The organism is Asticcacaulis sp. AC466, from assembly GCF_000495815.1.
Lineage (GTDB): Bacteria > Pseudomonadota > Alphaproteobacteria > Caulobacterales > Caulobacteraceae > Asticcacaulis.
The window spans coordinates 292,128-316,841 of record NZ_AWGE01000007.1; the positions used below are offsets into that span (position 1 = coordinate 292,128).

A 24,714-nucleotide genomic window follows, 5' to 3' on the forward strand; every position below is an offset into this window, starting at 1 on the left:
CGTCGCCTTGGGCTATTGCCCCTTTATTCCAGGCTTCTTATCTAGATATCGGTCTCAATGCGGCCCACAAGGAGAAAATGCTATGACGAGTGTCACGGATAATGCTGCCGAAAGCCAGTTCGAATTGAATATCGACGGCCATATCGCCCATGCCGATTACCGGATAGCCGGCGACACTTTGTATATCGACTATGTTGAAGCGCCCCCTGCGCTGCGCGGTACGGGCGCCGCCGGACGCCTTATGGAGGGGGTGATGCAGGCGGCGGCAGAGCGTCATCTGTCCGTCGTGCCAATCTGTGGCTATGCCGCGGCGTGGATGCGCCGGCACCGCACGCTCTGACGCCTCCGCATCGGCGTCTTAGCCGCCGCCGAGCAGGCGTTGCAGACCAGCCTGATAGTTGGCAATCTGTGCGGTCAAATACGCCGGCGCAACGCCGGCGCCGCTACCCGATGTCGTGGTTTTTGACGGCTGCGGATCACCGTATTTCAGGTACGAATAGACCTTTTGCACATTGCTCATGGTCGCCTGAAGCGACTTTATCGCATTGGCGATATTCTGCGTCGAATTAAGATTGAGCGAGCTGTCGAAGCTCAAGCCCATTTCCTTTTGCGACGTCAGGTAATTAGACGACGTGGGGTCCATCGTCTGGCCGGCCGCATTGCTGACGAGGCCCGCTGGCAGCCCAAGCCCCTTTAGGGCATCCTTCCCGGCCGGGCCACTGACGAACTCCATAGAGCTGGAGCCATCGGCGGGCTTGATGTCGAGTTGATCCTGCTGTTTGCCCAAAACCTTCTGCACCGTAACCGTCAACTGATAGCCCGAAGCGCGTTCAATCTTGGTCGCCAGAGACGCCATGGTATCGTCGGCGCTGATCGTGATGGTCTTTTTGGCCCCGCTGTTCGGGTCAACCATATAGAACATGTCCCCAGCCCGGGTACTGCTATTGGAAACGATAGTATTCGAGTCAGTCTGCTGCACAGTTCCGAGAGGCAAACCCAGCTTGTCGAGCGCGCTGGACGAATTTTGCGAAACGGCGATGGCGTTGGGTGCAACCTGGCCGTCGGCACCGCTGTAGCGTGTCTGGTATTCCACCTGGCCTGTATCGACGTTCAGCCGCGCCAGGTAGGCGTCTTCGCTGCCGATCTTTGTCGTGCCGGCGATGGCCCCGTTCGTCTGGCCGGAAATCCATGCCTTGCCGTCCATGAACTGAACCTGCGCATTTTTCTCGGTCCCGGTTCCGCCATAAAAGGCCACCTTATCCTGACCTGTATTGGTGAGATTGGCGTCAACCGACAGGGCGAAAGCGTCGAAGCCGCCGGAATAGGTGCTTGTAACCGTACCTGTTTTCAGCAGATCGGGCGATCCGCTGCTGCCCCCCAGGTAGACCTTGCCGTCGTAGACCGAAATGCCGCTGATATTGCCGCCGCCTATCCCCCCGAGATTGCGCGTATCGGTCAGCACGGCTTTGCCGGACGAGATGTCGTAGGACGACAGCACCGCAGCATTGTTTTGCATACTAGCGACATAGAGGGTTGTCCCATTGACAGCCAATTGCGCCGTCTGATCGGTTTGCGGTGTGCCCGTTTGTCGAGTGAACAGACTCTTGCCCTGGGCTGAGAACCCCATGACATAACCATCCCAGCCACCATCAGAACCGGAAGCGCCCGGCATGGTCGACTGGGTCTTGCCACCGACATAGACCGAGCCGTCGGCGCCAAAGGCGACTGACGTCGCCTGATCCGCCGCCGTTGCCCCGCGCCGCTGTGTCCACTGCTCGTTACCGTTGGCGTCGAACACCGTCACGAAGCTGTCGGTCGTTGTCGGACTTTGGCCGCTCAGCGCCGACGTGCTGGCTGCGACGCCCGTGCTCACTGGCAAGCCTATCGCATTGGTCTTGGTGGTCGGATTGTTGATGTTGAGCGCCCCGGTCACGGAACCGGCTACGGCAACCTTGCCGTCGGCTGAGACACTCAAGGCATAGCCCGAAGCGCTGTCCGAGGCACCGAGTGTCCGGGTATAGACTATCTTGCCTGCGGAATCGTACTTCATCAGGGCCACATCCTGCGTCCCCTTGATAGTCTGGCCGGAGGTGGTGGCGTCCACGTTAGCGAGCACGTAGACCGAACCATCGGGGCCAGCCGCCGTCGCCAGGGCGTTCTGGGTTATGGCATTGGTGGACTTCGTATCGCCGAGCGTCACATTGGCAACGCTGCTCGGTAGATTGGTCTGCTCCGACTCGCCTGCGACATAATAGGTGTCGCCGATCTTTGAGACGGGATCTGCCGGAGTTCCACTCGTGTTGGAAATATCGGTCTGGAATTTCAGCAATTGGGAGGTAACGTCTGTCGTCGCGGTTGGCGTAGCGGAAGACGTGGTTGAGGCTGTGGCGCTCGTGCTGGTCGCTGTTGGCGTCTTGGTCGGGTCGCCTGTCGATTGGGCGACATAGACAGAATCGGCGGTGTCTTGGGCGCTGAACGTCATGGTCTCGAAAGAAGCGCCGTTTATTTGCAGGCCGTAGGACGGCTGCCCAGGGGAAATCGTCACCGTATTGCCGCCGACGGTTTCAGTCTCGGGCACAGCCGGAGTCGTATGGATGGCAAAACGCGTATCAAGCCCCGCAGCCTTCAACTTACCGTTCAGATAAGCCGTGACATTCGACATACTGCGCGTCTGGGTGCCCATTTCGGACAGGTCGAAATTGACGGCTATCGGCGTGGCTGTGCCGGTTCTCTTTACGCTGACCGAAAATTGAACATTGCCTTCGAAAGCCTTGACCGCGTCCGAGGTAGAACCCTGATGGATATTCTGCGCGACATAGGTGCTGTTTGTGCGAGCTGCGCCAACGCTATTTTGAAGATCCTGAGTAAGCGTGCCTTCTGTCAGATTGACGTGGTCATATTTCGTGCCAGACAGATAGGTCTCAACCTCGCTCATGCCTGCTGTGAAACGGCTCTGATACAACGCCAGTTGATTGGGTGAGACAGTCTTGGAGGCTGCGGCGGTGGCTATGCCTTCAAGCGCGTTAAGCCCCTGGTAGAGCGTAAAGAGCTTGGTATAGTCGGGCGATGATCCAACTACGTCCGACGTCATCTGGTTCGGATTGATAAAGTTCTGCCCCTGCATGACCGCGCTCACCAGGTCACTTTCCTGCGGTGCGGTGCTCGCGCCGGACCAAGGCGCCACGGGCGCATCGCCAGAGCCGGTGGGCGAGGTAGTCTTGGTTGAAGTATCCGTCACACCAGCGTTAGCTGTGCCGGTTGCCGACGTGCCATCCGAGGGCGTTATACCATCCTTGGCATCGTAATAACTGGTGAGCAACGACGACATGTCGCTTGACGAGCTGCTGCTTGAAGCAAACAAAGACAATATAAAGGATGAATCGAAAGCGTTCATGAGCCATACCCCATATGCGGTCAGGCAAATTTACAGCAGCCATTACTTATTTATTGTAAATAAATCGATGATCATTATATTTATTATTATTTCAAGACATGCATAATAGTTGCAATATTGCCATATGCATTTCAAAATTGACACAATGTATTTCGTGAGAGTTAGATGTTAAAGCTGGAAAAGGTCAGGATGACCTGAGCACATCACTTCTGCCACTGGCTGCGATCGCGCCAAACGGCTTGAAGTACCCGACCTGACGCCATCAGCTTGGCGTTCTATGTCCTTACTTTTGCAGTCTTTTTTTAACCCAAAGCGTGCCCTACTCCGCGGCCTTACTGGGGTTTGAGTATACGCAGAAGAAACCGGGTTTCCCGCGCATCTGACTGGGCTGTTAACTCGCCGCCATGCGCCCGGGCGATTTCAGAGGCGATATATAGGCCGAGCCCCAAACCCTGCTGCGCCGAAGAGTCTTTGCCGCGCACGAATGGCTGAAACAGACGGGCCATCGCGGCGGCGGGAATCGGGACGCCGCCATTGGCGACCGAAAGTTCAAAGCGGCTTTCACTGCTTAGCGCCGCAACCTGAACCGGTTGATCCGGGGCGCCATAGATCAGGGCATTGCCTAGCAGATTTGAAAACAACTGAGCAATCCGGCTAGGGTCGCAATCCACTGGCGCCGCCAGGTCATAATCGACCAAAATGGCCCGCTCCGGCCACCGCAGACGCAGTTCGCCTATGACCTGCGTCAGAATCTGTTCCAGATTGGCCTCGGAACGAATATCGAGAGCAACCCCGCCGCCAAGGCGGCCGCGCGCGAAGTCCAGGACATTTTCAATCAGCTCAATCATCCGACCGGCCGATTTGTGCATCATGGCAACCAGGGTTGCCCCGCGCTCGTTGAGAGGCGTCTTTTCCAGCAAGGTAATGCCGGACGCAATGGCCCCCAAGGGATTACGCAGGTCATGGCCCAATACGGCGATGAATTGGTCACGCAATTCGGCAACGCGTTGCGCTTCCAATAGCCGCTTCTCGGACTGACGCAGACGTTCCTGCCCATCGAGATGCTGGGCAATCAATTCGGCGTAAAGCTGAAACATGCCGATGATTTCCGGCCGGTTTATTCGGGCTGGATTTGGGTCAATCGCGCACAAGGTGCCAAAGACCGTGCCGTCTTCGAGTATGATCGGCACTGAAATGTAGCTTTTCAGCCCATACATCAAAGGCGTGTGATGACCGGCATATACGGGATCCTTGGTCGCATCGTCGAACACTACCGCCTGACGGTTGCGGCAGATGTCGTGGCAGATGGTGGTTTCAACCTTCAGTTCCCCACCCGCTTTGAGCCCAAAACCTATAGTGTCCCGGACGTCGCACGCAACCCAGCGCTCGGAGGTAACACGGGCAACGGCGGCAAATCCCATCCCCGTAGTCCGACAGACGATCTCTAATATCTTTGGCACTGCGGCAATCAGACCAACGGCTTTAACATCCGATGACAGGTCTTGATCCTCTTGAAGTAAAGCATCGTTCATAGGGTTACTTGGTCACATAAGGCGATAACAGGCAAACCCTTCACCCGGCAGAAAGCGGAAGACTATCCAAAATCCGCAACTAATTGCGCTATTCCCCACATTTGCTCTGGAGCGCCGACCTTATGGTCGTAATAATCTCGTCCGATACCGCTCCGCCCGGGCAAGGATCATAACGCAGACAAGCGTTGCCAGTGTAACGATGGCTAGCGCACGCCAAAACAGCCACTCCCCCGCTTGATCCTGCGCTTACATTCAGCGCCTTAGGCGTGTACTGCGCCCTTGCACGCTTTCCGGATAGGTTTGCGCCACCGTCAATGGAGAATCGACATGGCCATCACTACCCAATCGTCTTCCGGCAATAACGGCGTGCTCGTCATACTGGCCGTCGCCGTTATTGCCATTGTCGCTGTCGCGGCTATCTATCTGATGCAGGATCACCGCACCGGTGGTCAGCGCGTCGGGGACGCCATAGAAGCCCTGCCTCACGGTGTCGATAAGGCAGCCAATAAGCTGGACGACCAACCACCCGCCCAGAACGTTGAACGTAATCTCGACGAAGCTGGCAAAAAGGTCGAACGCAAGCTCAATTAGATCGTATTCTGACATGAATACGGCCGATGCGCTTACCGCATCGGCCGTAAATTTTGGTAGGCCCGGAGGGACTCGAACCCCCAACCAGACCGTTATGAGCGGTCGGCTCTAACCATTGAGCTACAGGCCCCCGGACATTTCCTCAGCAATGCGAAGAAACCTATGGAGGACGGCGTGCCTACCATGCGGCTTCACATATTTAAAGGGTATTTTTCATCTGTCCGCCGTGTTCAGCCCACATTCATGCGACGTCTGCAATTATGTCCTTACCGTAGAGATACGGCGCCTATGACATTTAAAAAAGAGAAAGATCCATCCATGACCGCCGTCAACTCCCGCCTGCTGAAGTCCTTCGCCCTTGGCGTTCTCACCGCTGGCCTGGCTGTTGCGCCAATGATGGCCGCCGCCCAGACGACGTCTACACCTGTTCTCATGATGCCTGCACCCAGCACATTATCCCTGTCCGCCGCCGGCGAAGTCGCGGCAACACCGGACATGGCCACCATTCACTTCGCCGTGGTGACGCAATCGGGCACCGCATCAGGCGCCATGAAAGCAAACAGCGTCAAGATGAACGAGGTCATGGCCGCTCTGAAAGCCGCCGGTATCGCGTCGAAGGATATCCAGACGTCGAATCTCAATCTCAACCCGCAATACAATTACGCGGACGGCCAGGCGCCCAAGCTGACCGGCTATCAGGCGCAGAACCAGATCACGGTTCGCATCAACGACCTGAACCAAACAGGGACCGTCATCGATGCCGTCATCAAGGCTGGGATCAACCAAGTCGATTCGATCAATTTCGGTCTGAAGAATGACGACGCCGTGCTGGATCAGGCACGCCAGAGCGCCGTTGCCACCCTGCTTAAGCGCGCCAATCTCTACGCCACGGCGACAGGCATGAAGGTCAAGCGCATCATTTCGATCGAGGAAGGCGGCCCTGTCTACAACCAGCCGCAACCAATGATGTTCCGCGCGAAGGCGGCAGACGCCTCGACACCCGTTTCCGCCGGTGAACTGCAATTGAGTGTCAACGTGTCGGCAACCTTCGAACTCGAAAAGTAAACACGGTCCTCCCCCCTCTTTCGCCCGTCACGGTTCTCCCGTGGCGGGCTTTTTCGTTTTTTCCACACTTATTAGCATATGCAGGCGTGACACTGCGTTAACGACTTGTTAACTTTCGTGCATGTTTGGAAAACGCCCCTCTCATGCCGCCGCCCGGACCCTTGCCGTCGCCATACCGACGCAAGTCTATATTGGCGCCTTTCATCCGATTCACATCGGCATCTTTCTGGCCGCCATGCTTTTCGGCATGAACGCCTGATTGATCTTGCCCTGCCCGTCTCGCGGGATTAGGACAGGCGCATGAAAACTCCCGGCTCGGTCACCCCGCTTTTTGTCACCAATCTGTATCGCGCCGATCTGGCGGGCCAGGGCAAAGTCGATGCCCTGCTCGAAGATCTCGACGACACCTGTCGCGCCATTGCCGACGAAGACGAAGCCGGCCAAACCTGGTCCCAGCAAAAGGGCTATGTCGGCTACACCTCCTATGCCTCGCTGAACGACCTGCCGGCGCGCGCCAGCGTGTTCGCCGAGTTGAAGGCCGTTTTGGATGGCCATGTCGCCGCCTTTGCGGAAGCGCTCGATTTCGACCTGCACGGCAAGAAGCTGAAACTCGATTCGATGTGGATAAACATTCTGGAACCCATGGGGCACCATTCCAGCCACATCCATCCGCACAGCGTCATATCGGGCACCTTCTATGTGTCCATTCCGGAAGGGGCCAGCGCCCTGCGCCTGGAAGACCCGCGCCTGGCATTCATGATGCACGCGCCTTTGCGTAAGGCATCAGGCAAGGCGGAGCATCAGAGCTTCGTCAATGTCACGCCTATGGCAGGCACCGTTCTGCTGTGGGAAAGCTGGCTGCGTCACGAGGTCCCGATCAATCTCAGCGACGACGTGCGGATTTCGGTGAGCTTCAACTATGGCTGATATCAAAACCGCTCTGGTCGGGTACGGCTACGCCGGCAAGACCATCCACGCGCCGCTGATCCGGGCAGCAAAAGGACTTGAGCTGGCCATCGTCGTCTCTTCCCGGCCAGACGAGGTACGCGCGGATTTGCCCGGCGTCACGGTGGCGCCGGACCTGGGTAACGCTCTCGCCGATCCGTCGATTGAGTTGGTGATCATCGCCACGCCGAACGACATTCACGCCTCCCAGGCCCACGAAGCCCTGGATGCCGGAAAACACGTCGTCATCGATAAGCCGTTCGCGCTCAGCGTCGCAGAAGGGGAATCGGTCCTGACCCACGCCGCGCGTGTCGGCCGGACGGTCTCCGTCTTCCACTGCCGCCGCTGGGACAGCAATCACCTGACCTTTCAGGCGCTGCGGCCACGCTTGGGAGACCTGTACCAATTCGTGCTGCGTTACGACAGGCTGCGCCCAGTGGTCCGCGACCGTTGGCGGGAACGCGCAGGTCCCGGCTCCGGCATCTGGTACGATCTCGGCTCCCATCTGCTCGATCAAGCGCTGACCCTGTTCGGCTGGCCGGAATGGATCAGCGCCGACCTGGCGAACCAAAGGCCGGGCGCGACCACAACCGACTATTTTCACGCCATTCTGGGCTACGGCCCGTTACGCGTCATTCTGCACGCGTCGATGATGACGACTATCCCCGGACCGACTATAGAAGCGCAAGGCTCTGGAGGCGCTTTCGTCAAATTCGGCATGGACGCTCAGGAAGATATGCTTAAGGCGAGACGTACGCCGGGCGACACGGGATGGGGTGACGACCCTGTCATGGGCATTTTCACGCCGGTAATCGATCAGCTGCCCGGCACGCCTGAGACGATTATCCCCTGCCCAGGCAACTATCTCGCCTATTACGAGGGCATCGCGGCAGCGTTAAAAGATAACGCGCCCAATCCGGTGACCGGAGAGGACGCGTTGAAAGTCATGAAACTGCTTGAGCTCGGCTTTATTAGCGCGCAGCAAGGCCGCCGGGTGTCCGCTTAAAGCGGGATCACGCGACGCTTCTTCGAGAAGCTCATATAGCCCACACTGGCACCCAGGCGGAAACCGACACCCGCGCGAATCGGCGCCAGGACGATGCCTTCAGCCCGCTGATAGGTGATGCCCAGGCCGCCAATGAAATAGGCGGACCCTTCCACGCCGGGGAAACGCCGATACATGAAGATGGGCTCACGCAGATTGTAGACCAGCGTAAAGACGCGCGAGGCATTGGCGCCTGTGTCGAATCCGATCGACGGCCCTCCCCAGAACATGTGCGTCGGCTCCGCGATGTCCTTCATGAACAGGTTGCCCTTGCCATACCGAAGTCCCATGCCGACGGCGCCCGAAACTTCTGTCCCGGCGATATAGGCCGTCGGATGGTCGCCGTAATCGGCGAAAATCTTTTCCAAAGCTCCGCCCAGGGCTTCGACGGTGACGCCCAGGAAGTCGGACCCGGCCGACAGAATTTCCTCGCGGGTGTAGTAGCGATATTCGGTATTCTGGGCCGGCCGACCCTTTTCGGTCGGATAGTCCTGGGCGGCGGCGATACGCGGCGCCAAACCGGCGATCAGCGGCGTTGCCGTGGCGGCCACTCCGGCCAAAAGAAACTGACGACGTTCCATGGCGTTCACTCCTCAATGTGCGATTGGGGTCTATAGCCAAGAAGGTTAATCAAGGATTTACTAACATCCTCTTACGCGGCAATTCCCCAGTAAAGTAAACGATGGCAGGGCCATGTGTCCTCAATAGGGCTCAACTTGCCGTAAGCCCGCCATATTATTTAATGAACGGATGCAAACTGAGATACACTGCGGCCATGCCGCCTCGCCCCATTCCCCCTAATCCTTTCGTGCCCGTGGCAATCGTCACCAGCTATCTGCTCCTGGCCGCACTTTTATTCGCCCCGATAGCCCAGCCCTGCGGAGACCTGCCTACGGTCTATATCCGTTTGGGACTTATCGCGACCCTGTGGGGACTGTTTGTCTATACCGCCCTGGCTGGGCGGCGAAAGGCGTTCTGGCTGGCGCCGCAGCTCTTTGTGCTTGCGAGCCTTTTACTGACATTGCCCCAGGAATTGGCCCCACTGAACACGGACATCTGTCTTATCGCGATCTGATATCGGCTTCATGCACCTTTAAAAGCGACTTAGGCGCCTGTTTCAGCCAGACCTGACGCAGATTGCCGCGTATCCACTCCTCATCGATTCGGTCCTTGTGCGCCAGAATGCACGGCCAGTTGCGATGGTGGTCGGTGGTAAAAAAGGTCTCTGGATCCGCTTCCAGATAAAAGTCGCGGGTTTCGAAATCCATCTTAAAGACCGGTGCATCCCGTTTGGGGTTCCAGTAAAACATCGCCTTCTTACCGACCTTGACGTTCGGCGCGCCCCACGACTCCGCGGCCTCGGTGCCGGGCAATTCCAGCGCCAGTTCGCAGAGCCGTTGGAGCGTCAGGCTCATTTGCGCTCAGCCGCCGTCTTGTCACGCGCGCCCTTGAATTCAGAAGTATCGCGCCATGTGGGCCAAACCGTCGAATTGGCCAGGGCCGACCCGATGCGGTAATAGAGGGTGGCATCTTCCACCAGTCCCGACAAATCCCATTTGGCCGACCACTCGTCGCCCGGCTGATGGTATCGGTTATCGGTGTAGTCCTTGCTGAACGCCTCTCCAGCCTTGACGCCACCCTTGACCATGTCGTCACCCGACCCGGCAACCAGCATGGGCACGCCGCGCTTGACCAGCGGGAAGTGGTCGGAGCGGAAGAAGCCGCCGGCTTCCGGCCGCGGTTCCGGCGTTATGGTGCGGTGCTGTTCCGTCGCGTACAGTTTGACCAAATCGTCGAGCGACGACTGCCCCACACCTTCGACCACGATATCCTTTGTTCGGCCATTGACGTTCAGGGCGTCCATATTGATGCCTGCGACGGTCTTGGCCAAGGGATAGACCGGGTTGTTGGCATAATATTCCGATCCCAACAGTCCGCTTTCTTCGGCGGTGAAGGCGATCATGACGATGCTGCGCTTCGGTTTCGGCGCTTTTCCGAAGGCGCGGGCAATTTCTAACAGGGCAGCGACGCCCGTGCCATTGTCCACAGCCCCGTTACAGATCTTGTCCTTGGCGTCCGGCGCGCAGATGCCCAGATGATCCCAGTGCCCCGTATAAAGGATGGTTTCGTCCGGTCGCTCGGTGCCCGGCAGGCGGGCGATGATATTGTGGGTCGTGATTTCGGTGGCGGCGACCTTGTAGCTGCCGCTCAGCGTGACATTCAGGTCCACAGCACGGAAGTCCCGCGACCGCGCCTTGACACGCAATGCCGCCAGGTCCTGCCCAGCGGCCTTGAACAGGGCGTCGGCCGTTTCATGGCTGATCCACGATTCCAGCTTCGGGCTGGCCGTAGACGGATCAGGACGGACGATATCGAACTTCGACCCGATATTGGAATTGCGCACCGTATCCCAGCCATAAGAGGCGGCGTCGGCATCATGGATGATCAACACCCCGGCCGCACCGCGACGAGCCGCCTCTTCGTACTTGTAGGTCCAACGGCCGTAATAGGTCATGGCCTTGCCGTTGAACGTCATCAATTGCGGTTCGACGAAGTCCGGATCGTTGATCAGTTCGACCAAAATCTTGCCGCGAACATCTATATCTTTGCCATCCGGGCCTTTGAAATCATTCCAGTTGCGCTCCGGCGCGCTGACACCATAGCCGACGAAAACCAGCGGTGCCTTATCGAAGCTCACATCGCTGGTCGCACCGCGCGTCGAGACGGTGATTTCAACGCCCTGGTGCAGGTCCATGGTCTTACCATCAGCGAGGTTGAAGGCCAGCTTGGGGTCGCTGACCACGAACTGGCGCAAATGCACGTCCTGCGTCCAGCCTCCATTGTCGCCGCCGGGTTGAAAACCCGCCGCGGCAAAGCTTTTGGACAGATAGTCGATCGTCTTCTGTTCGGCCCGCGTAGTAATTCCTCGCCCTTCGAAATCGTCGGCGGAAATCACCTTAATGTCTTGCGAAATCCGGGCCGCGCTTATGACCGGGGCGTTGGCCGCCGGCGTCTTAGCCGTCGCCGGGAGAGCGATCACCAAAGCGGCTGTGGCGAGAAGAATAGACTTGAACATTTGGTTGCCTCCACAAAATCGTTGCCGGTGATGCTAGTTTCCGTCCCACCGGAGTCAAGCTGTAAGCGAAAGTAAGCGACCCGGACGCGACGACAAGGAATTGAATAAGGAAGTCATAAAGGCGAAATCCGGTTCGCTTTCGCAGGCGTATCTCTTTGCAGATATCCACACCGCATACGGCGTGGCTTACAAAGGAACCGACATGCGCTCTTTTTCACTTCTCGCCCTGATTGCCGCCGCCTCTCTGACCGCCAGTGCGGCTGGCGCACAAAATCCGAACCTGCCCCAGGCGGATCAGAACCCCGCTCACCAGATGCATTATTCCCAAAAATCGCCCATGGCCGCGTCGGGCAATCCAGTGGTCGGTGGCGCGGAAATGTACCCGAACCGGAATATCGTTCAAAACGCCATGAACTCCAAGGACCATACAACCCTGGTGGCTGCGATCAAGGCCGCCGGTCTGGTTGACACCTTGTCAGGTCCCGGCCCCTTCACCGTTTTTGCACCGACGAACGAGGCGCACGCGGCCTTACCGGCCGGCACGCTGGACACCCTGCTGAAGCCGGAAAACAAGGCGCAGTTGGTCAAGATTCTGACCTGCCATGTCGTGGCCGGAAAAGTCTCAGCCAGCGACTTATCGACATGGATCGACAAAAATAATGGCGCTTACAAGATCACGACCCTTGGCGGCTGCGTTCTGACGGCCACTAAGGACGATGCCGGCACGATCTGGCTGACCGACGAAACCGGCGCCAAGGGGGAAATCACCATCGCCGATGTCCAGCAATCCAACGGCGTCATCCATGTTGTGGACAAGGTTCTGCTGCCCGCCGCTTAATTTCAGTCTTACGGCCAACTTTAACCCCGGCGCTCTCACCCGCGCCGGGGTCTTTTTGTCGGGATGAAACCGCGTATCCAAGACGGCCTGGTGTTTTCGCATCTTGCCTCCCCGCAGAATCCGGCGCATAAATCGGCGGCGCTGTTAGCGCTAACAAATAATGCAGGGACGCCACCATGATTTCTTTCACACGTCGCGCGGCGGTGATGACCGCCATTGTGTTCATGTGCGCCACGCCGGTTTGGGCACAAACGCCGTCCGGCTGGGTGGGAACGTGGTATTCGGCGCAGATGAAAGCCGGCGCGGATAGTGTATTGCCGCCAGAGCAGTCCAGCAATGTCACCCTGCGCCAGATTGTCCATATCACCAAGGGCGGCAGCCTTTTTCGGTTGCGGCTGTCGAACGCCATGGGCACGGATCCGCTTCCGATCGGCAATGTCCACCTCGCCCACGCGCTCTCGCCCGCCTCCGCTGACATAGATGCCTCAACAGACCGCGCCGTCACCTTCAATGGCCGCAACGACATCGTCATTCCGGCCGGTGCGGACGTCTTATCCGACCCTATAACGCTCAGTGTCTCCGATCAGGCGGACCTGGCCATAAGCTTCCACCTGTCTCAGGCACCGATGACGCAGACCGGCCATCCGGGATCACGAGCGACATCCTACGTCGTGGCGGGCGACCGTGGGGCGGAGGCCGGCCTGGCCGATGCGACGCCGGTCAATCACTGGTACAACATCGCCGGTATTGAGGTCATGGCTCCCGCAGCCACCAAGGGGATTGTCACGTTCGGGGATTCGATCACCGATGGCTACGGTATTACACCGAACAGCAATCGCCGGTTCCCAGACTATCTGGCGCAGCGTCTGAAGGATAAACCCTTTACGGTGCTGAACGCAGGCATTGGCGGCAATCGCCTGCTGCTGGACGGCAACGGTGCCAATGCCCTAGCGCGTTTTGATCGCGATGTGCTGAGCCAACCCGGCGTGCGTCACATCATCTTGCTGGAAGGCGTCAATGACCTGGGCATGCTGACGAAGGAAAGCCCAGCCACGCCGGAAGCGCACGCGGCGATGGTAGAGCAAATCAAACAGGCCTATGTTCAGATGATCGACCGCGCCCATAGTCATGGTCTCAAAATATATGGCGGCACCATCATGCCCTATATGGGCATGTCCTTCTATCATCCGGAGCCGGTCAGCGAAGCCGATCGCCAGGCGATCAATCACTGGATTCGTGTGTCGGGCCGTTTCGATGCGGTCATTGATTTCGATGCAGCGATGCGCGATCCCGCCAACCCGGAACATTTGCTGCCCGTCTATGACAGCGGCGACCATATTCACCCGTCAGAAGCCGGCTACAAGGCGATGGCTGACGCAGTAGACGTGAAGCTTTTCTCGGAGTGAGCCACCGCGTAAAGCGCCTTACCGGGCGTTTTCTGCCGTGGCAACCTGGCTGGGCGGGAGTTTCCAGTTGGTCGTGAAGCGCAACCAGTTTCCGGCTTGGTGGCCCGGACGCGCGGTATCTGTCTGGGCCCATTTCAGGACCGTAACCGCCAGGCCTTGACCAAGACCGTATCCTTGCTGGCTTTCTGAAGCCACGACGCAGCGCGTCAGATAGCCGTCCTGACCGATCTGGCAGTCGACCGCCGCCTGGCCTTCAATGGAAGCAATCTTGGCCGGGCGGGGATATTCGCCGGCGTCGCTAAGGTCACTGCCGTCGCGGGTGAAGACATGTGCATCACCAATTTGCGGCTCACCGATCGGCGCACATTTAACGCCGCCGCCATAGGCCGTAGCATCTTGGGCTCCGGCGCCTGTTGCTGCCAGCCCGCACAGAAGAGATATCGAAAGAACAGCCGATTTCATAAGCCCACCTTGTTACGCTTTTCATGCAGTAAGCTACTGATGGCTATAAAGGGGCAATAAGGAGAGTCTGGCAATCGCTAATTTTGGGATGTGGTTAATGGCGACGGGGTATTCCCTCATCCCCTGCCCTCTTTCTTCTTGCGGCGCATCATGCTATCCGCAGCCCCATGAGCACAGACCTTTCCAAGATCCGCAATTTCTCCATCGTCGCCCACATCGACCACGGCAAATCCACCCTGTCCGACCGCCTCATCCAATATACCGGCGGCCTGACCGCGCGCGAGATGAAGGAGCAGGTGCTCGACAATATGGATATCGAGCGCGAACGCGGCATCACCATAAAGGCCCAGACCGTCCGCCTGAATTACAAGGCCCATGACGGCGAAACCTACGTACTCAATCTTATGGACACGCCGGGTCACGTCGACTTTGCCTACGAAGTCTCGCGCTCACTGGCGGCTTGTGAAGGCTCTATCCTGGTCGTCGATGCGTCACAGGGGGTCGAAGCCCAGACCTTGGCCAACGTCTACCAAGCCATCGACAACAACCACGAAATCGTCCCGGTCCTCAATAAGATCGACCTACCGGCTGCGGAACCAGAACGCGTGCGCGCCCAGATCGAGGATGTCATCGGCATAGACGCCTCCGACGCCGTGCTGGCTTCCGCCAAGTCCGGCCTGGGCATCGAGGACGTTCTCGAAGCCATCGTCACGCGCTTGCCCGCCCCCAAGGGCGAAGAAAGCGAACCGCTAAAGGCCTTGCTGGTCGATGCCTGGTATGACCCCTATCTCGGCGTTGTCGTTCTGGTCCGCATTTTCAATGGCCGTATGCGCCCGGGCCAGCAGGTCAAGCTGATGAACGCCGGCGCGACGTACAAGATCGACAAGCTTGGTGTATTCCAGCCCAAGGCGACCGACGTGGAAAGCCTGGGGCCTGGCGAAATCGGCTTCTTCACCGCCCAGATCAAGGAAGTGTCCGATGCCGCCGTCGGTGACACCATCACAGACGAGCGCAAGCCTACCGCCGCCGCCATGACGGGATTCAAGGAAGTGCAGCCGGTCGTCTTCTGCGGCATCTTCCCGGTCGATGCGGCCGATTTCGAAGATTTGCGCGCCGCCATGGGCCGTCTGCGGCTCAATGACGCCAGCTTCTCGTTCGAAATGGAAACGTCCGCAGCTCTGGGTTTCGGCTTCCGCTGCGGCTTCCTTGGACTTCTGCACCTGGAAATTATCCAGGAGCGGTTGTCGCGGGAGTTCAATCTCGATCTGATCGCGACCGCGCCGTCGGTTGTCTATAAGATCTACATGAACAACGGCGATGTCATCGACCTGCACAACCCGGCCGATATGCCCGATCCGGTAAAGATCGACCATATCGAGGAGCCGTGGATCAAGGCGACGATCTTCTGTCCTGACGATTATCTCGGCGCGATTATCAAACTTTGTCAGGACCGCCGCGGCAGCCAGGCCGATCTGTCCTATGTCGGCACCCGCGCGATGGTTGTTTACTACCTGCCGCTCAACGAAGTGGTGTTCGACTTCTACGACCGCCTGAAATCGGTGTCCAAGGGCTACGCCTCCTTCGACTATACGATCGAGGAATATCGCGAAGGCGATCTGGTAAAGATGTCCATCCTGGTCAATTCCGAGCCGGTGGACGCGTTGTCTATGCTGGTTCACCGCGACCGGGCCGAAACACGCGGCCGTGGCATGTGCGAGAAGATGCGCGAGTTGATCCCGCAACATCTGTTTGTCATTCCGATTCAGGCGGCCATTGGCGGCCGGATCGTCGCTCGCGAAACCGTGCGCGCCCTTCGCAAGGACGTGACGGCCAAATGCTACGGCGGCGACGCGACCCGGAAAAAGAAGCTTTTGGAAAAGCAAAAGGAAGGCAAGAAAAAGATGCGGCAGTTCGGCAAGGTCGAAATCCCGCAGGAAGCCTTCATCGCCGCCCTCAAGATGGACAATGATTGACATAGGCTCTGGATAGAAGCCCGTGCTTTCCGACCCCGCCATCGGCGCCGGAAAGCATCATCTATCTATCGGCGGCCCTTCAGCGCCTCGGCGTCTTCACGCGAAATCGGCTCGATCTTGGCGATAATACAGCGCGTGGGAATGGCAGAGGTGACGTCGCCGGTGATTGTGACGTCCACCGGACGGCACACGCGTCCAGTGCTGTAATATTCGATACCGATCGCCTCGTTCTTCGACATGCAGTCCCCGGCCATGGTCAACACCACGGAGTTGCCGCGATAATCGGTCATAAGCAGGGTCTTACGGTCAATAACGACGGTTTGATCGATAGGGGTTGAAACACATTTTTCCAGCTTTGTTGTGGAGCGCGCGTCCGCAACGGCTCTGTCGTCATCGGCCATGGATTGCCCGGCCGCAAGCGCAATACCTGCGGCGAGCAAGGCGCAAATACCGGCCGTTAAAAGTTTGACTTGGGTCATCAGTTGCTCGGGTCCAGATGTTCCGCTTCTTCGCGGCTGATAGGCTGTACGCTGTTGATAATGCACTTAAGCGGACGTTCGCCATTTTGCGACCGCAGAAGCGTGGCGTCGTAAGCACGGCAGATTTGTGTGTTGCCACGGAATTCGAAGCCGAACTGATCGAAGTCGGTCATACTGCGGCAGGGGCCGCCAACGCCCACCTTATACGCATTGCCCGACCGGTCGTAGATCAGCAGTGTTTTCTCATCAACGACGTGGAAGCGGCCGGTATTTTGACCATCGAGACACTTAGGGGGTTGTCTGGGTGCGGAGGCGCGCGCATCGCCCCGATCCTGGGCCAGCACAGGCACCGCACCAGATAAGGCCGTCACCGCTATGGCCCCGGCCATGAGCCCACCGGCAATAAAGCCGGCCAGATACATTTTTTTCGCCATAGTTCTGTTCCTTCCTGCGATGCGCTACTTGGCGCGATCGGCCTTGCGTTTCATTACATAGGGAGCGGCTTCATCGCCGGTCAGGTGGTGGACACTCGTCACCGTGCAGCTCTGCACGCGATTGCCTGACAAGTCGCTATAGAAGATTTCAGCATCCATGGGCCCACAAACGTCAGCCATGCCGAGGCCACGGGATCGAATGCCGATGCGCATACTGGTATCTATTCCCATGCAAGCGCCACCCAGTTCCAGCTCGTACGCCTCGTTCCAATCCGAAACGATGATCATTTTATGATCATTGATTGTATTGAAGCTTCGGACATGCGCCGGATCAAAACAGGCACGCGGGTCGCGATTGACTCGGCTTTCCGGATTTGGCCTGCCCGCCGACATGGCTCCGGCCGAAACAGCCATGACGCCGCTCACAAAAATGACCCCGAAGCCGAGCGCTGCCAGGGGAAGAATGTAGGTGGATTTTGTCATGATGGCACCTCTGGCACAGAGTCTACTCAGCCTACCTGAACGGCGTATGAACAGCTTTTATACGCTCGACCGGCGGCAATCGATTAGACGTTCCGTTTGGCGTTGCAGGGCAAAGGTTTTGCACAAAATTTGCGTCATCACTGCCTTGGCCAGCAAGGGCGCCAGACAGAAGCCGCGCGCCCCAAGTCCAGTCAATAACCACACGCCCGATTCGGCCTGTCCGGCCACGGGCAGATAATCAGGTGTCGTCACCCGCACTGACGCGCGGGACCGTGACGGCAGGTGCTCCGCCATAGCCGCCCCGGCGGGGATGACTTTGGCGAGATTGGCGATGTTCAAGGCACGATCCTCGGCGCGGATATCTGATCCACGATCATCGCGAACATGGGTCGCGCCAAACAACACGCCGTCCGCAAGCGGCAAAGCATAGCCGCCCCAACTGATCGCCCCGCCTGGCCCGTCCGTAAGGGCGACGCATTCTACCTGCCCCCGAACCGGCTGAAGTCGTACCCCCTCGCCCGCGAGATCGAGCATCCCCTCGCCGCACGCCAGGATGACCGCATCATATCCGGTGAAATCTCCATCTTCGCCCTGAACGGTCGATGGGGTTACACCTGTTACACGCACCTGGACCGGTTGCTGGCCGGCCAATAAAGCGTCAAGCACCGTGCGAGGCTGCACCGATAGAGCGGTCGCGATATAGATGCCGCTAGACGTCGGCCCGTCAATTGCTTCACCGGCTGAAAACAGACGCAGGTCTCCATCGGCAAAGCCCGTTTGCGTAACGATCCGGGCAAATCGCGAGGCGTCACGATCTGTGGCTTCATACTGATGGGCGCCCTCGGACAGTATCGCCTCCGGGCACAGGCGCCGATACAGCGCCCCCGCATAGGCAAACGCATCGGCATACAGGTCGGAAATCGCATTGGCGCCGGCATCAAGACGCGGCGTAACCAGGGCGCCCTCATTCCCGGACGCCCCCGCGCCGGGATTGCCCGCCTCAAACAGGTCAACACCAATCCCAAGCAGGCGGGCCTGATACACCAGGGCGCAACCGGAAATGCCCGCGCCGATGACGGCGATTTTATGTGGGCGGGCGGGGCGAACCGCAACCTCGCCGGTTCGTATGGCCTCCAGGCGTTCGCGCTTGCGTCCGAACCCCGGCTTCTTTTCGACCGAAAATCCGGCCGCCTGGAGCCCGCGTCGCACGAAGCCCGCTACGGTGAAGGTGGCAAGCGGCGCACCCGCCCTGGTTTTGGCGGCAATTTGAGCGAAAACATCGTCCGCCCACATATCGGGGTTAAGCGCCGGAGAAAACCCGTCCAGAAAAACGGCATCGGCCATGCCTTGCCAAGCGGTGAGCGCCGCACGGACATCCATCAGGCCGAGCGTCAGGCTCACGCCCCACTGCGGGAAATCCATATAGTGAAAGCCACGCCGGCTTTTGGGCCATTGGGCCAGCAGCGCGTCCGTCATCTCAGCCAGTTCCGGCCAATTGCGCAAGGCCTGTCCGGCCTCCTGCGCGCTCATAATAAAGCCTTCGATGGAAAATATATGCAGATGCGCGCCCGGTTCACGCGTTCGGGCCCACAGTTGCATCACGGCGGCGATATTCAGTCCAGTACCGAAACCCAATTCCAGGAGCGAGATGCCCCCCCTGCCCCGCCACATTTCCGGCATGTTGCACCCCGCCAGAAAAACCGCGCGTGTTTCGCTCAAGCCATCTTGCAACGAATAATAGATGTCCCCGAAGCGACCCGATCTCGGTGCGCCGTCTTCGGCAAAGTAAAGTTCCGGGTTTGCGTCGTTTATCACGTGAGCGGCACACAAAATAAAAAAGAGGGCTGTCTTGCGACACCCCTCTTTCTAAATCAATGCCCAATGGGCGAGAGATTAGGAAGAAGCGGCTTCCGAAGCAACTTCCGAAGCAGCAGCCGATTCAACGACGGCTTCCGAAACGGCGGCTTCCGACGAAGCAGCTTCTTCAGTGGCGGGCTTCGGGGTGCAAGCAGCAACCGACAGGGCGGCGCCGGCAACGGCAGCGATCAGAGCGATACGAACGATCTTGGAGGTCATGGATCAATTCCCTTATTGATAGTGTTGAGGCCCAGGACCAGCTCCTGAACCTATTGCCGAGAGTGATTAAGCACCCTCGTCAAATTTCATGAATTAGTGAGAGGCGGCAACCGAAGCTTCGGCAGCAGCCGGAGAGGCAGCGACAGCGGCGTCGGTCGCGGCGGCAGAATCGCCAGCAGCAGCCGAGTCGACAGTTGCTTCAGCCGGGGCCATGGCGGATTCACCAGCGGCTTCGTCAGTGGCGGCCGGCTTTTGGCAGGCGGCGACCGACAGGGCAGCCACAGCAGCGGCGGCGACCAGGGCGGTACGTACGATCTTGGAGGTCATAGATCAGATCCTATGTCTAACGTGAGAGCGCCAGGAACTGATACCTAGGCCCGAATATTTTCATACTCATTTTGACCGAGTCCCGCAAGGGCTATTTTCACAAAACTGTGATCGTCATTGCCCTCAAAATGGTAAATTTCGTCGAAAATGGCGTATTTTTTGCGAAAAATGGCAATTTTAACGATCCTTAACGGCGAATTGCCATGAAAATTGTGATCGCGGACACCACTTCGGGCGGCCTCCAGGAAACACATATTGCATTCTGATGGCAATATCGGCGGCGCGAATCGCTGGTTCCAAAAAAGGTCAGGCGGCTTCCGCCGGTATGTTATTGAGGGCTTCTTCCATTTCGAGGAAGCTGGGTTGCAGGGTGGTCGGGATGTTGCCCCGGCCAATTTCCACCGAAATCTGGGCCGCATTTCCGTGCAGGTGTGCAATCAGAACAGCCTGAATAATTTTGTAAAATGCCGCATCTTCTTCGATCACGCCCCCCATGCGGGCGGCAAAGGGGCCTACCAGGCCATAGGACAGAAGAATGCCCAGGAACGTACCGACCAGAGCGCCGCCGATCATGGCCCCGAGGATTTCAGGCGGCTCGGTGATGGAGCCCATGGTCTTGACGACGCCCAGAACGGCCGCGACGATACCCAGGGCCGGCAAGGCGTCGGACAGGGCCTGCATCGCGTGCGGCGGATGCATGGCTTCGTGGTGATGCTTTTCCAGCTGCTTTTCCATGGCGTCCTCGACCTGATGCGGGTCTTCGAGGTTCATGGTCATCATGCGCAGGGTGTCGCAGATAAAATCGGTGGCGAAGTGATCCTTCACGATTTTCGGGAAGCGATTGAAAATAGACGATTCGTGCGGCTTCTCGATATGGCTTTCCAGGGCAATGACGCCCTTCGACTTCATGGTTTTGGTCAGAAGAAACAGCAGCGACAAAAGATCGCGATAGTCACTGGCCTTCCATTTCGGGCCGCCGAACACCTTTCCCATGCCGCTGCCCATACCTTTGAGCGTCGTCAAGCTGTTTGAGATCAACGTGGCTCCGACAGCAGCGCCGCCAATAGCCATCATTTCATGCGGAAGCGCTTCCAGGATCGGCGCCATATTGCCGCCGGAAATAATGTAGCTGCCAAACACCATGCCGAACAGACAGACAATGCCGATAATCTGAAACATATTAGAGAAACACCCAGCGACTCACGTTTGAGCGCTCACTATCGGCGTTAATCATTAATCCTGCGTTTAACCTGCACCGAATCCAAACCGTTTTACCGTTGCGGTTGGATTTACCTACCGTGCCTCGGCCGCGCCGCCACGCATGACGACAAACTGATTGGCCAGATCAAAACTGAGATAACCATCAGCGGTCATATGATTGGCCCGTTGCCAGTCCCGGATGGCCTGACGTGTACCGATCCCGATCACGCCATCTATCGCTCCCGGATCGAAACCGGCGGCCTTCAACGCCTCCTGAGTTTTCATCCGCTGATTGAGGCTGAGCGGCGGCTCCACCGGCCATGGCGTTACCGGCGGCGAACGGCCCGCAATCAGGTCGGCGATCAGGCCCACAGCCAGGGCGTAGGCCGTGGAATTGTTATATTTGCGGATAACATAGTGGTTGGGAAGGGCTACGAAGGCAGGCCCTTTTGCCCCCGACGGCAGTAGGATCGTCGCCTGCTCACCGGTTTCCGCCGGCTTCCAGTATCCACCATCGGCGCGTTTGACGCCCAGTTCGGCCCATTCGGCCGGCGTCTTCTTGGTCGTTTCGGCCAGGTAATAATCGAACCCGACGGGCAGAATCACCTCAACCGCCCACTCCTGGCCCGGCTTCCAGCCCGCCTTGGCCAGCAGATTGGCCGACGATGCCAGGGCATCGGAATCCGAATTCCAGATATCGACCTTGCCGTCGTGGTCGCCGTCGACGCCCAGGGTCAGATAGTTGTCAGGCAGGAACTGGGTCTGCCCCATGGCGCCCGCCCACGACCCTTTGAGGGTCTCGCGGCCTATACCCGAATCCCGCAGGATCTTGAGGCAGGCGATAAGCTCACTTTCGGCCCAGTCACGGCGGCGGCCGTTATAGGCAAGCGTGGCCAGCGCCGAAACCACATCTATATTGCCCTGGACGCGCCCCAGATCGCTCTCCATTGTCCAAATGCCGCCCAGAAGTTCCGCCGGCACGCCGGAATTGGCGACAATTTCGGCGACATTCGGGTTAGCGTCCAGACGTGCACGCGCCGCAGCGGCGCGCGACGCCGACACCGCCGCCCGCATATAGGAACTGGCGGGCTTGGAGAATTCCGGTTGCTGAGAATCGGACGAGGTAACGGCGGCCTGTGGCTTGACGTCAGACAGGACCTGAGCGGTAAATTCCGGTGCAAATCCCTTGGCAGCGGCTTTGGCGATAAAACTTTGCTTCCAGTCATCGAAAGTCGCATTGGCAGGCAGGGGCGCGGAAGCCGAAGGCGCATCCACCGCCGTGGGCGAAGACGATGATTCGGCGGCGGGCGGCGACGTCGTCGTTGTGGGCTTAGGCGGCGTTTGAACCGGTCCTTGCGGTGCAACCGTCGTACAGGCCGTCAGGACAGCGAACAGACTTACATAACGCAACCGCATCAGGGACCTCTTGATCATGGGGGACAGCTAACCTCATTGTGTTCGCCTTTCCAAGTCCTTAAAGACCTCACTTTGTTGTCAGAATGATGTGACGCCGCCAAAAACAGGCAAATATGCCAATTGGACCCAATTGGACATTGACAAGTCCCCGCCCCTCCCATAGATACCCGCCCTCTATCGAAGTTGGTGCCTGCGTGCGAGCGGTTGCTTGCCCTGTTTCCGGCTTTAACCGCCATTCCAAAGATCAGGTGAAAACCAATGAAAGTCCGTAGCTCGCTCAAGTCGCTCAAGGGTCGCCATCGCGATTGCAAGATCGTGCGCCGCAAGGGCGTTGTATACGTCATCAACAAGACGGATCCCCGCTTCAAGGCGAAGCAGGGCTAAGTTTGTTGCGGCTGCGAAAGCAGCCTTGACACCTGTTAGCGAACAACGCTTAAAGCCCATGGCTTTAGGCGTTTTTTCGTGTGTCCGGAGGACCAGATGGTCAAGGCAGTTCTATTTGATGTCGGCAATGTCATCATTACCTGGAATCCGGAAAACCTGTATCGCAAGATTTTTGCCGACGCCGACCGTCGCGCCTGGTTCTTGAACACCGTCGTGCCGATGGACTGGCACAATCACCACGATGCTGGCGTCACCTTTGCGGAAAACCGGATTGAGCGCCTGGCCGCCTTTCCCGAATATGAGGCGGAAATCGTGGCATATGACACGCGGTTCGAAGAAATGCTGGGCGGGCTAATCCCCGAAACCATATCCGTGATCGAAGACCTTCACGCTAAGGGTGTCCCTCTATACGCCCTGACCAATATGCCGACCGAAAAGGCGGACATGGTTTTTTCCAAAAGTCCGGTTTTTGGTTACTTCAAGGACATCATCGTCTCCGGCGTCGAAAAGCGGATCAAGCCTGATCCGGCCATCTATGAGCTGACGCTGCGCCGACTGGGCCTGCCGGCGTCGGACATTTTCTTCACCGATGACAATGCCGAAAACATCCGCGTGGCGGCATCACTGGGGTTTGTCACGCACCTGTTCGACACGCCCGCCACCTTGAGGCCTGCCCTGACGGCCGTTGGCCTGCTTTAATCCACAGCTGCGAATCACTTATCCGCAATCCAGACGTTGAGGTCCCGATTCGCAACGGCTATGGTTAAGGCTATCGCATTTTACAGGATACCCGTTCCATGGCCGACGATGCCCCCTCCTTTTCCTCCGACGACGTTATTTCTGGCGCCGCCCAAACCCGCCTGCGCACCATCATCGAGCGCATAGAACGCCTTGAAGAAGACAAGGCCGGCATCATGGGCGACATCAAGGAAGTCTATGACGAAGCCAAGGGCGAAGGCTTTGACGTAAAGATTTTGCGTAAGGTGGTTTCCCTGCGCAAGAAGGACAAGCTCAAGCGTGAGGAAGAAGAAACGATCCTCGACCTTTATCTGACCGCCATCGGCGATCGCTAAAACCTATTGACGATCATGATGCGCCGTCCCCATGCTATAGGTATGAGGACGGCTTTTTCATGTGCGGCGGGTTAGGATCAGGGCCATGGCCTTCAAAATACCCGCAAAGGGCGAAAATAAGGGACTGACGCGCTCCAAACCCCTGCAATCCAACAAACCCCTGACGGCAAAAAAGCCCATGCAGGCAGGATCAGGTTTCGCTGCAAAGGCGATGTCGCCCGCCGATCAGATGAAAGCCCAGAAGAAGGCGCTTCAGGCGGCGACGATTCGTCTGCTCGAAAAGGCTCGCCGCGACGCCGCCGAACAAGGCGTCGATCTGTCTGAATGGGAAAATGCCTTTATCGAAGATGTCGGTGAACGGGTGAAAACCTATGGCCGGGCCTTCGCGGACCCGGACAAGGGGGCCTTGAACGGCACGCTCTCCATGCGGCAGGGGCAAAAGCTGAAGGAAATCCGTAAGAAGGTCAAAACCAAAGGGAATGCCCGAGGCTCAGATGAACAAGACACCTGACGTC

Annotated in this window: 28 protein-coding genes and 1 tRNA gene; 14 read left to right on the top strand and 15 right to left on the bottom strand. The window is 58.1% G+C overall.

Annotated features, from left to right (window positions below; translation table 11 throughout):
- Window positions 1-82 precede the first annotated feature (82 nt).
- Window positions 83-340: a GNAT family N-acetyltransferase gene (locus AEAC466_RS31885; RefSeq protein WP_023457873.1), complete on the top strand. Its 258-nt coding sequence runs from the start codon at window positions 83-85 to the stop codon at window positions 338-340.
- Window positions 341-358: 18 nt separating this feature from the next.
- Here AEAC466_RS31885 and AEAC466_RS31890 read toward each other — a convergent pair whose 3' ends face one another.
- The gene (locus AEAC466_RS31890) at window positions 359-3,328 is read right to left on the bottom strand and encodes a hypothetical protein (protein ID WP_023457874.1); all 2,970 of its coding nucleotides are present in this window, start codon (window positions 3,326-3,328) and stop codon (window positions 359-361) included.
- A 398-nt stretch (window positions 3,329-3,726) separates the two neighbouring features.
- Window positions 3,727-4,926, bottom strand: a complete 1,200-nt coding sequence (locus tag AEAC466_RS31895; RefSeq protein ID WP_031238571.1) for a GAF domain-containing sensor histidine kinase — start codon at window positions 4,924-4,926, stop codon at window positions 3,727-3,729.
- A gap of 327 nt (window positions 4,927-5,253) precedes the next feature.
- Between AEAC466_RS31895 and AEAC466_RS31900 the strand changes: the two genes are divergently transcribed.
- The gene (locus AEAC466_RS31900) at window positions 5,254-5,517 is read left to right on the top strand and encodes a hypothetical protein (protein ID WP_023457877.1); all 264 of its coding nucleotides are present in this window, start codon (window positions 5,254-5,256) and stop codon (window positions 5,515-5,517) included.
- Between the two features lie 54 nt (window positions 5,518-5,571).
- On the opposite strand, the gene AEAC466_RS31905 is transcribed toward AEAC466_RS31900, so the two are convergent.
- Window positions 5,572-5,647: transfer RNA gene (locus tag AEAC466_RS31905), tRNA-Ile, on the bottom strand.
- 188 nt (window positions 5,648-5,835) lie between these two features.
- Between AEAC466_RS31905 and AEAC466_RS31910 the strand changes: the two genes are divergently transcribed.
- The 4 genes from AEAC466_RS31910 (at window position 5,836) to AEAC466_RS31920 (ending at window position 8,533) form a co-directional block, all read left to right on the top strand.
- Window positions 5,836-6,582, top strand: coding sequence for an SIMPL domain-containing protein (locus tag AEAC466_RS31910; protein ID WP_023457878.1), 747 nt, complete (start codon window positions 5,836-5,838; stop codon window positions 6,580-6,582).
- A gap of 121 nt (window positions 6,583-6,703) precedes the next feature.
- Window positions 6,704-6,841: a hypothetical protein gene (locus AEAC466_RS44430; RefSeq protein WP_023457879.1), complete on the top strand. Its 138-nt coding sequence runs from the start codon at window positions 6,704-6,706 to the stop codon at window positions 6,839-6,841.
- Between the two features lie 41 nt (window positions 6,842-6,882).
- Entirely contained in the window at window positions 6,883-7,509 is a 627-nt protein-coding gene (locus AEAC466_RS31915; protein WP_023457880.1) for a TIGR02466 family protein, read from the top strand.
- Window positions 7,502-8,533 carry an oxidoreductase gene (locus tag AEAC466_RS31920; RefSeq protein WP_023457881.1) on the top strand — a complete coding sequence of 344 codons (1,032 nt, stop codon included), beginning with the start codon at window positions 7,502-7,504 and terminating at the stop codon, window positions 8,531-8,533. Before AEAC466_RS31915 ends, AEAC466_RS31920 begins: the two co-directional genes overlap by 8 nt.
- Here AEAC466_RS31920 and AEAC466_RS31925 read toward each other — a convergent pair.
- Window positions 8,530-9,153 carry a DUF1134 domain-containing protein gene (locus AEAC466_RS31925; protein ID WP_023457882.1) on the bottom strand — a complete coding sequence of 208 codons (624 nt, stop codon included), beginning with the start codon at window positions 9,151-9,153 and terminating at the stop codon, window positions 8,530-8,532. The genes AEAC466_RS31920 and AEAC466_RS31925 overlap by 4 nt on opposite strands.
- A 194-nt stretch (window positions 9,154-9,347) precedes the next feature.
- Between AEAC466_RS31925 and AEAC466_RS31930 the strand changes: the two genes are divergently transcribed.
- Window positions 9,348-9,647 (top strand): hypothetical protein, encoded by a 300-nt coding sequence (locus tag AEAC466_RS31930; protein ID WP_023457883.1) that lies wholly within the window; start codon window positions 9,348-9,350, stop codon window positions 9,645-9,647.
- On the opposite strand, the gene AEAC466_RS31935 is transcribed toward AEAC466_RS31930, so the two are convergent.
- Together AEAC466_RS31935 and AEAC466_RS31940 are read right to left on the bottom strand one after the other, a co-directional pair.
- Entirely contained in the window at window positions 9,634-9,987 is a 354-nt protein-coding gene (locus AEAC466_RS31935) for an MmcQ/YjbR family DNA-binding protein (protein WP_023457884.1), read from the bottom strand. The genes AEAC466_RS31930 and AEAC466_RS31935 overlap by 14 nt on opposite strands.
- Window positions 9,984-11,648: a M28 family metallopeptidase gene (locus tag AEAC466_RS31940; RefSeq protein WP_023457885.1), complete on the bottom strand. Its 1,665-nt coding sequence runs from the start codon at window positions 11,646-11,648 to the stop codon at window positions 9,984-9,986. The genes AEAC466_RS31935 and AEAC466_RS31940 overlap by 4 nt, the downstream gene beginning before the upstream one ends.
- Window positions 11,649-11,850: 202 nt before the next feature.
- Between AEAC466_RS31940 and AEAC466_RS31945 the strand changes: the two genes are divergently transcribed.
- Both AEAC466_RS31945 and AEAC466_RS31950 read left to right on the top strand, forming a co-directional pair.
- Complete coding sequence (locus AEAC466_RS31945; RefSeq protein ID WP_031238575.1) at window positions 11,851-12,486, top strand: fasciclin domain-containing protein; 636 nt, start codon at window positions 11,851-11,853, stop codon at window positions 12,484-12,486.
- Window positions 12,487-12,662: 176 nt separating this feature from the next.
- Window positions 12,663-13,892 (top strand): SGNH/GDSL hydrolase family protein, encoded by a 1,230-nt coding sequence (locus AEAC466_RS31950; protein ID WP_023457887.1) that lies wholly within the window; start codon window positions 12,663-12,665, stop codon window positions 13,890-13,892.
- Window positions 13,893-13,910: 18 nt separating this feature from the next.
- Here AEAC466_RS31950 and AEAC466_RS31955 read toward each other — a convergent pair whose 3' ends face one another.
- A complete protein-coding gene (locus tag AEAC466_RS31955) occupies window positions 13,911-14,354 on the bottom strand; it encodes a TonB family protein (RefSeq protein WP_023457888.1) in 444 nt (147 codons plus the stop codon).
- A 167-nt stretch (window positions 14,355-14,521) separates the two neighbouring features.
- On the opposite strand from AEAC466_RS31955, the gene lepA reads away from it, so the two are divergent.
- The gene (gene lepA, locus AEAC466_RS31960; RefSeq protein WP_023457889.1) at window positions 14,522-16,327 is read left to right on the top strand and encodes a translation elongation factor 4; all 1,806 of its coding nucleotides are present in this window, start codon (window positions 14,522-14,524) and stop codon (window positions 16,325-16,327) included.
- A 65-nt stretch (window positions 16,328-16,392) separates the two neighbouring features.
- Here lepA and AEAC466_RS31965 read toward each other — a convergent pair whose 3' ends face one another.
- From AEAC466_RS31965 to AEAC466_RS32005, 8 genes are all read right to left on the bottom strand, one after another.
- Window positions 16,393-16,806, bottom strand: a complete 414-nt coding sequence (locus AEAC466_RS31965; protein WP_023457890.1) for a DUF6491 family protein — start codon at window positions 16,804-16,806, stop codon at window positions 16,393-16,395.
- Window positions 16,806-17,240, bottom strand: a complete 435-nt coding sequence (locus tag AEAC466_RS31970) for a DUF6491 family protein (RefSeq protein WP_023457891.1) — start codon at window positions 17,238-17,240, stop codon at window positions 16,806-16,808. The genes AEAC466_RS31965 and AEAC466_RS31970 overlap by 1 nt, the downstream gene beginning before the upstream one ends.
- Before the next feature lie 24 nt (window positions 17,241-17,264).
- Window positions 17,265-17,723, bottom strand: coding sequence for a DUF6491 family protein (locus tag AEAC466_RS31975; RefSeq protein ID WP_023457892.1), 459 nt, complete (start codon window positions 17,721-17,723; stop codon window positions 17,265-17,267).
- 57 nt (window positions 17,724-17,780) lie between these two features.
- Complete coding sequence (mnmD, locus tag AEAC466_RS31980; RefSeq protein ID WP_023457893.1) at window positions 17,781-19,538, bottom strand: tRNA (5-methylaminomethyl-2-thiouridine)(34)-methyltransferase MnmD; 1,758 nt, start codon at window positions 19,536-19,538, stop codon at window positions 17,781-17,783.
- A gap of 78 nt (window positions 19,539-19,616) precedes the next feature.
- Entirely contained in the window at window positions 19,617-19,799 is a 183-nt protein-coding gene (locus AEAC466_RS31985; RefSeq protein ID WP_023457894.1) for a hypothetical protein, read from the bottom strand.
- 93 nt (window positions 19,800-19,892) lie between these two features.
- Window positions 19,893-20,126, bottom strand: coding sequence for a hypothetical protein (locus AEAC466_RS31990; RefSeq protein ID WP_023457895.1), 234 nt, complete (start codon window positions 20,124-20,126; stop codon window positions 19,893-19,895).
- Between the two features lie 306 nt (window positions 20,127-20,432).
- The gene (gene motA / locus AEAC466_RS32000; protein WP_023457897.1) at window positions 20,433-21,305 is read right to left on the bottom strand and encodes a flagellar motor stator protein MotA; all 873 of its coding nucleotides are present in this window, start codon (window positions 21,303-21,305) and stop codon (window positions 20,433-20,435) included.
- A gap of 114 nt (window positions 21,306-21,419) precedes the next feature.
- Window positions 21,420-22,742, bottom strand: a complete 1,323-nt coding sequence (locus AEAC466_RS32005) for a lytic murein transglycosylase (protein ID WP_031238580.1) — start codon at window positions 22,740-22,742, stop codon at window positions 21,420-21,422.
- A gap of 258 nt (window positions 22,743-23,000) precedes the next feature.
- On the opposite strand from AEAC466_RS32005, the gene ykgO reads away from it, so the two are divergent.
- The 4 genes from ykgO to AEAC466_RS32025 all read left to right on the top strand — a co-directional run bounded on the left by ykgO (window position 23,001) and on the right by AEAC466_RS32025 (window position 24,710).
- Complete coding sequence (ykgO, locus tag AEAC466_RS32010) at window positions 23,001-23,126, top strand: type B 50S ribosomal protein L36 (protein ID WP_006274063.1); 126 nt, start codon at window positions 23,001-23,003, stop codon at window positions 23,124-23,126.
- Between the two features lie 96 nt (window positions 23,127-23,222).
- Window positions 23,223-23,825: an HAD family hydrolase gene (locus AEAC466_RS32015; RefSeq protein WP_023457899.1), complete on the top strand. Its 603-nt coding sequence runs from the start codon at window positions 23,223-23,225 to the stop codon at window positions 23,823-23,825.
- A gap of 98 nt (window positions 23,826-23,923) precedes the next feature.
- A complete protein-coding gene (locus AEAC466_RS32020; protein ID WP_023457900.1) occupies window positions 23,924-24,199 on the top strand; it encodes a DUF2312 domain-containing protein in 276 nt (91 codons plus the stop codon).
- Between the two features lie 85 nt (window positions 24,200-24,284).
- Entirely contained in the window at window positions 24,285-24,710 is a 426-nt protein-coding gene (locus AEAC466_RS32025; protein ID WP_023457901.1) for a hypothetical protein, read from the top strand.
- Window positions 24,711-24,714 lie beyond the last annotated feature (4 nt).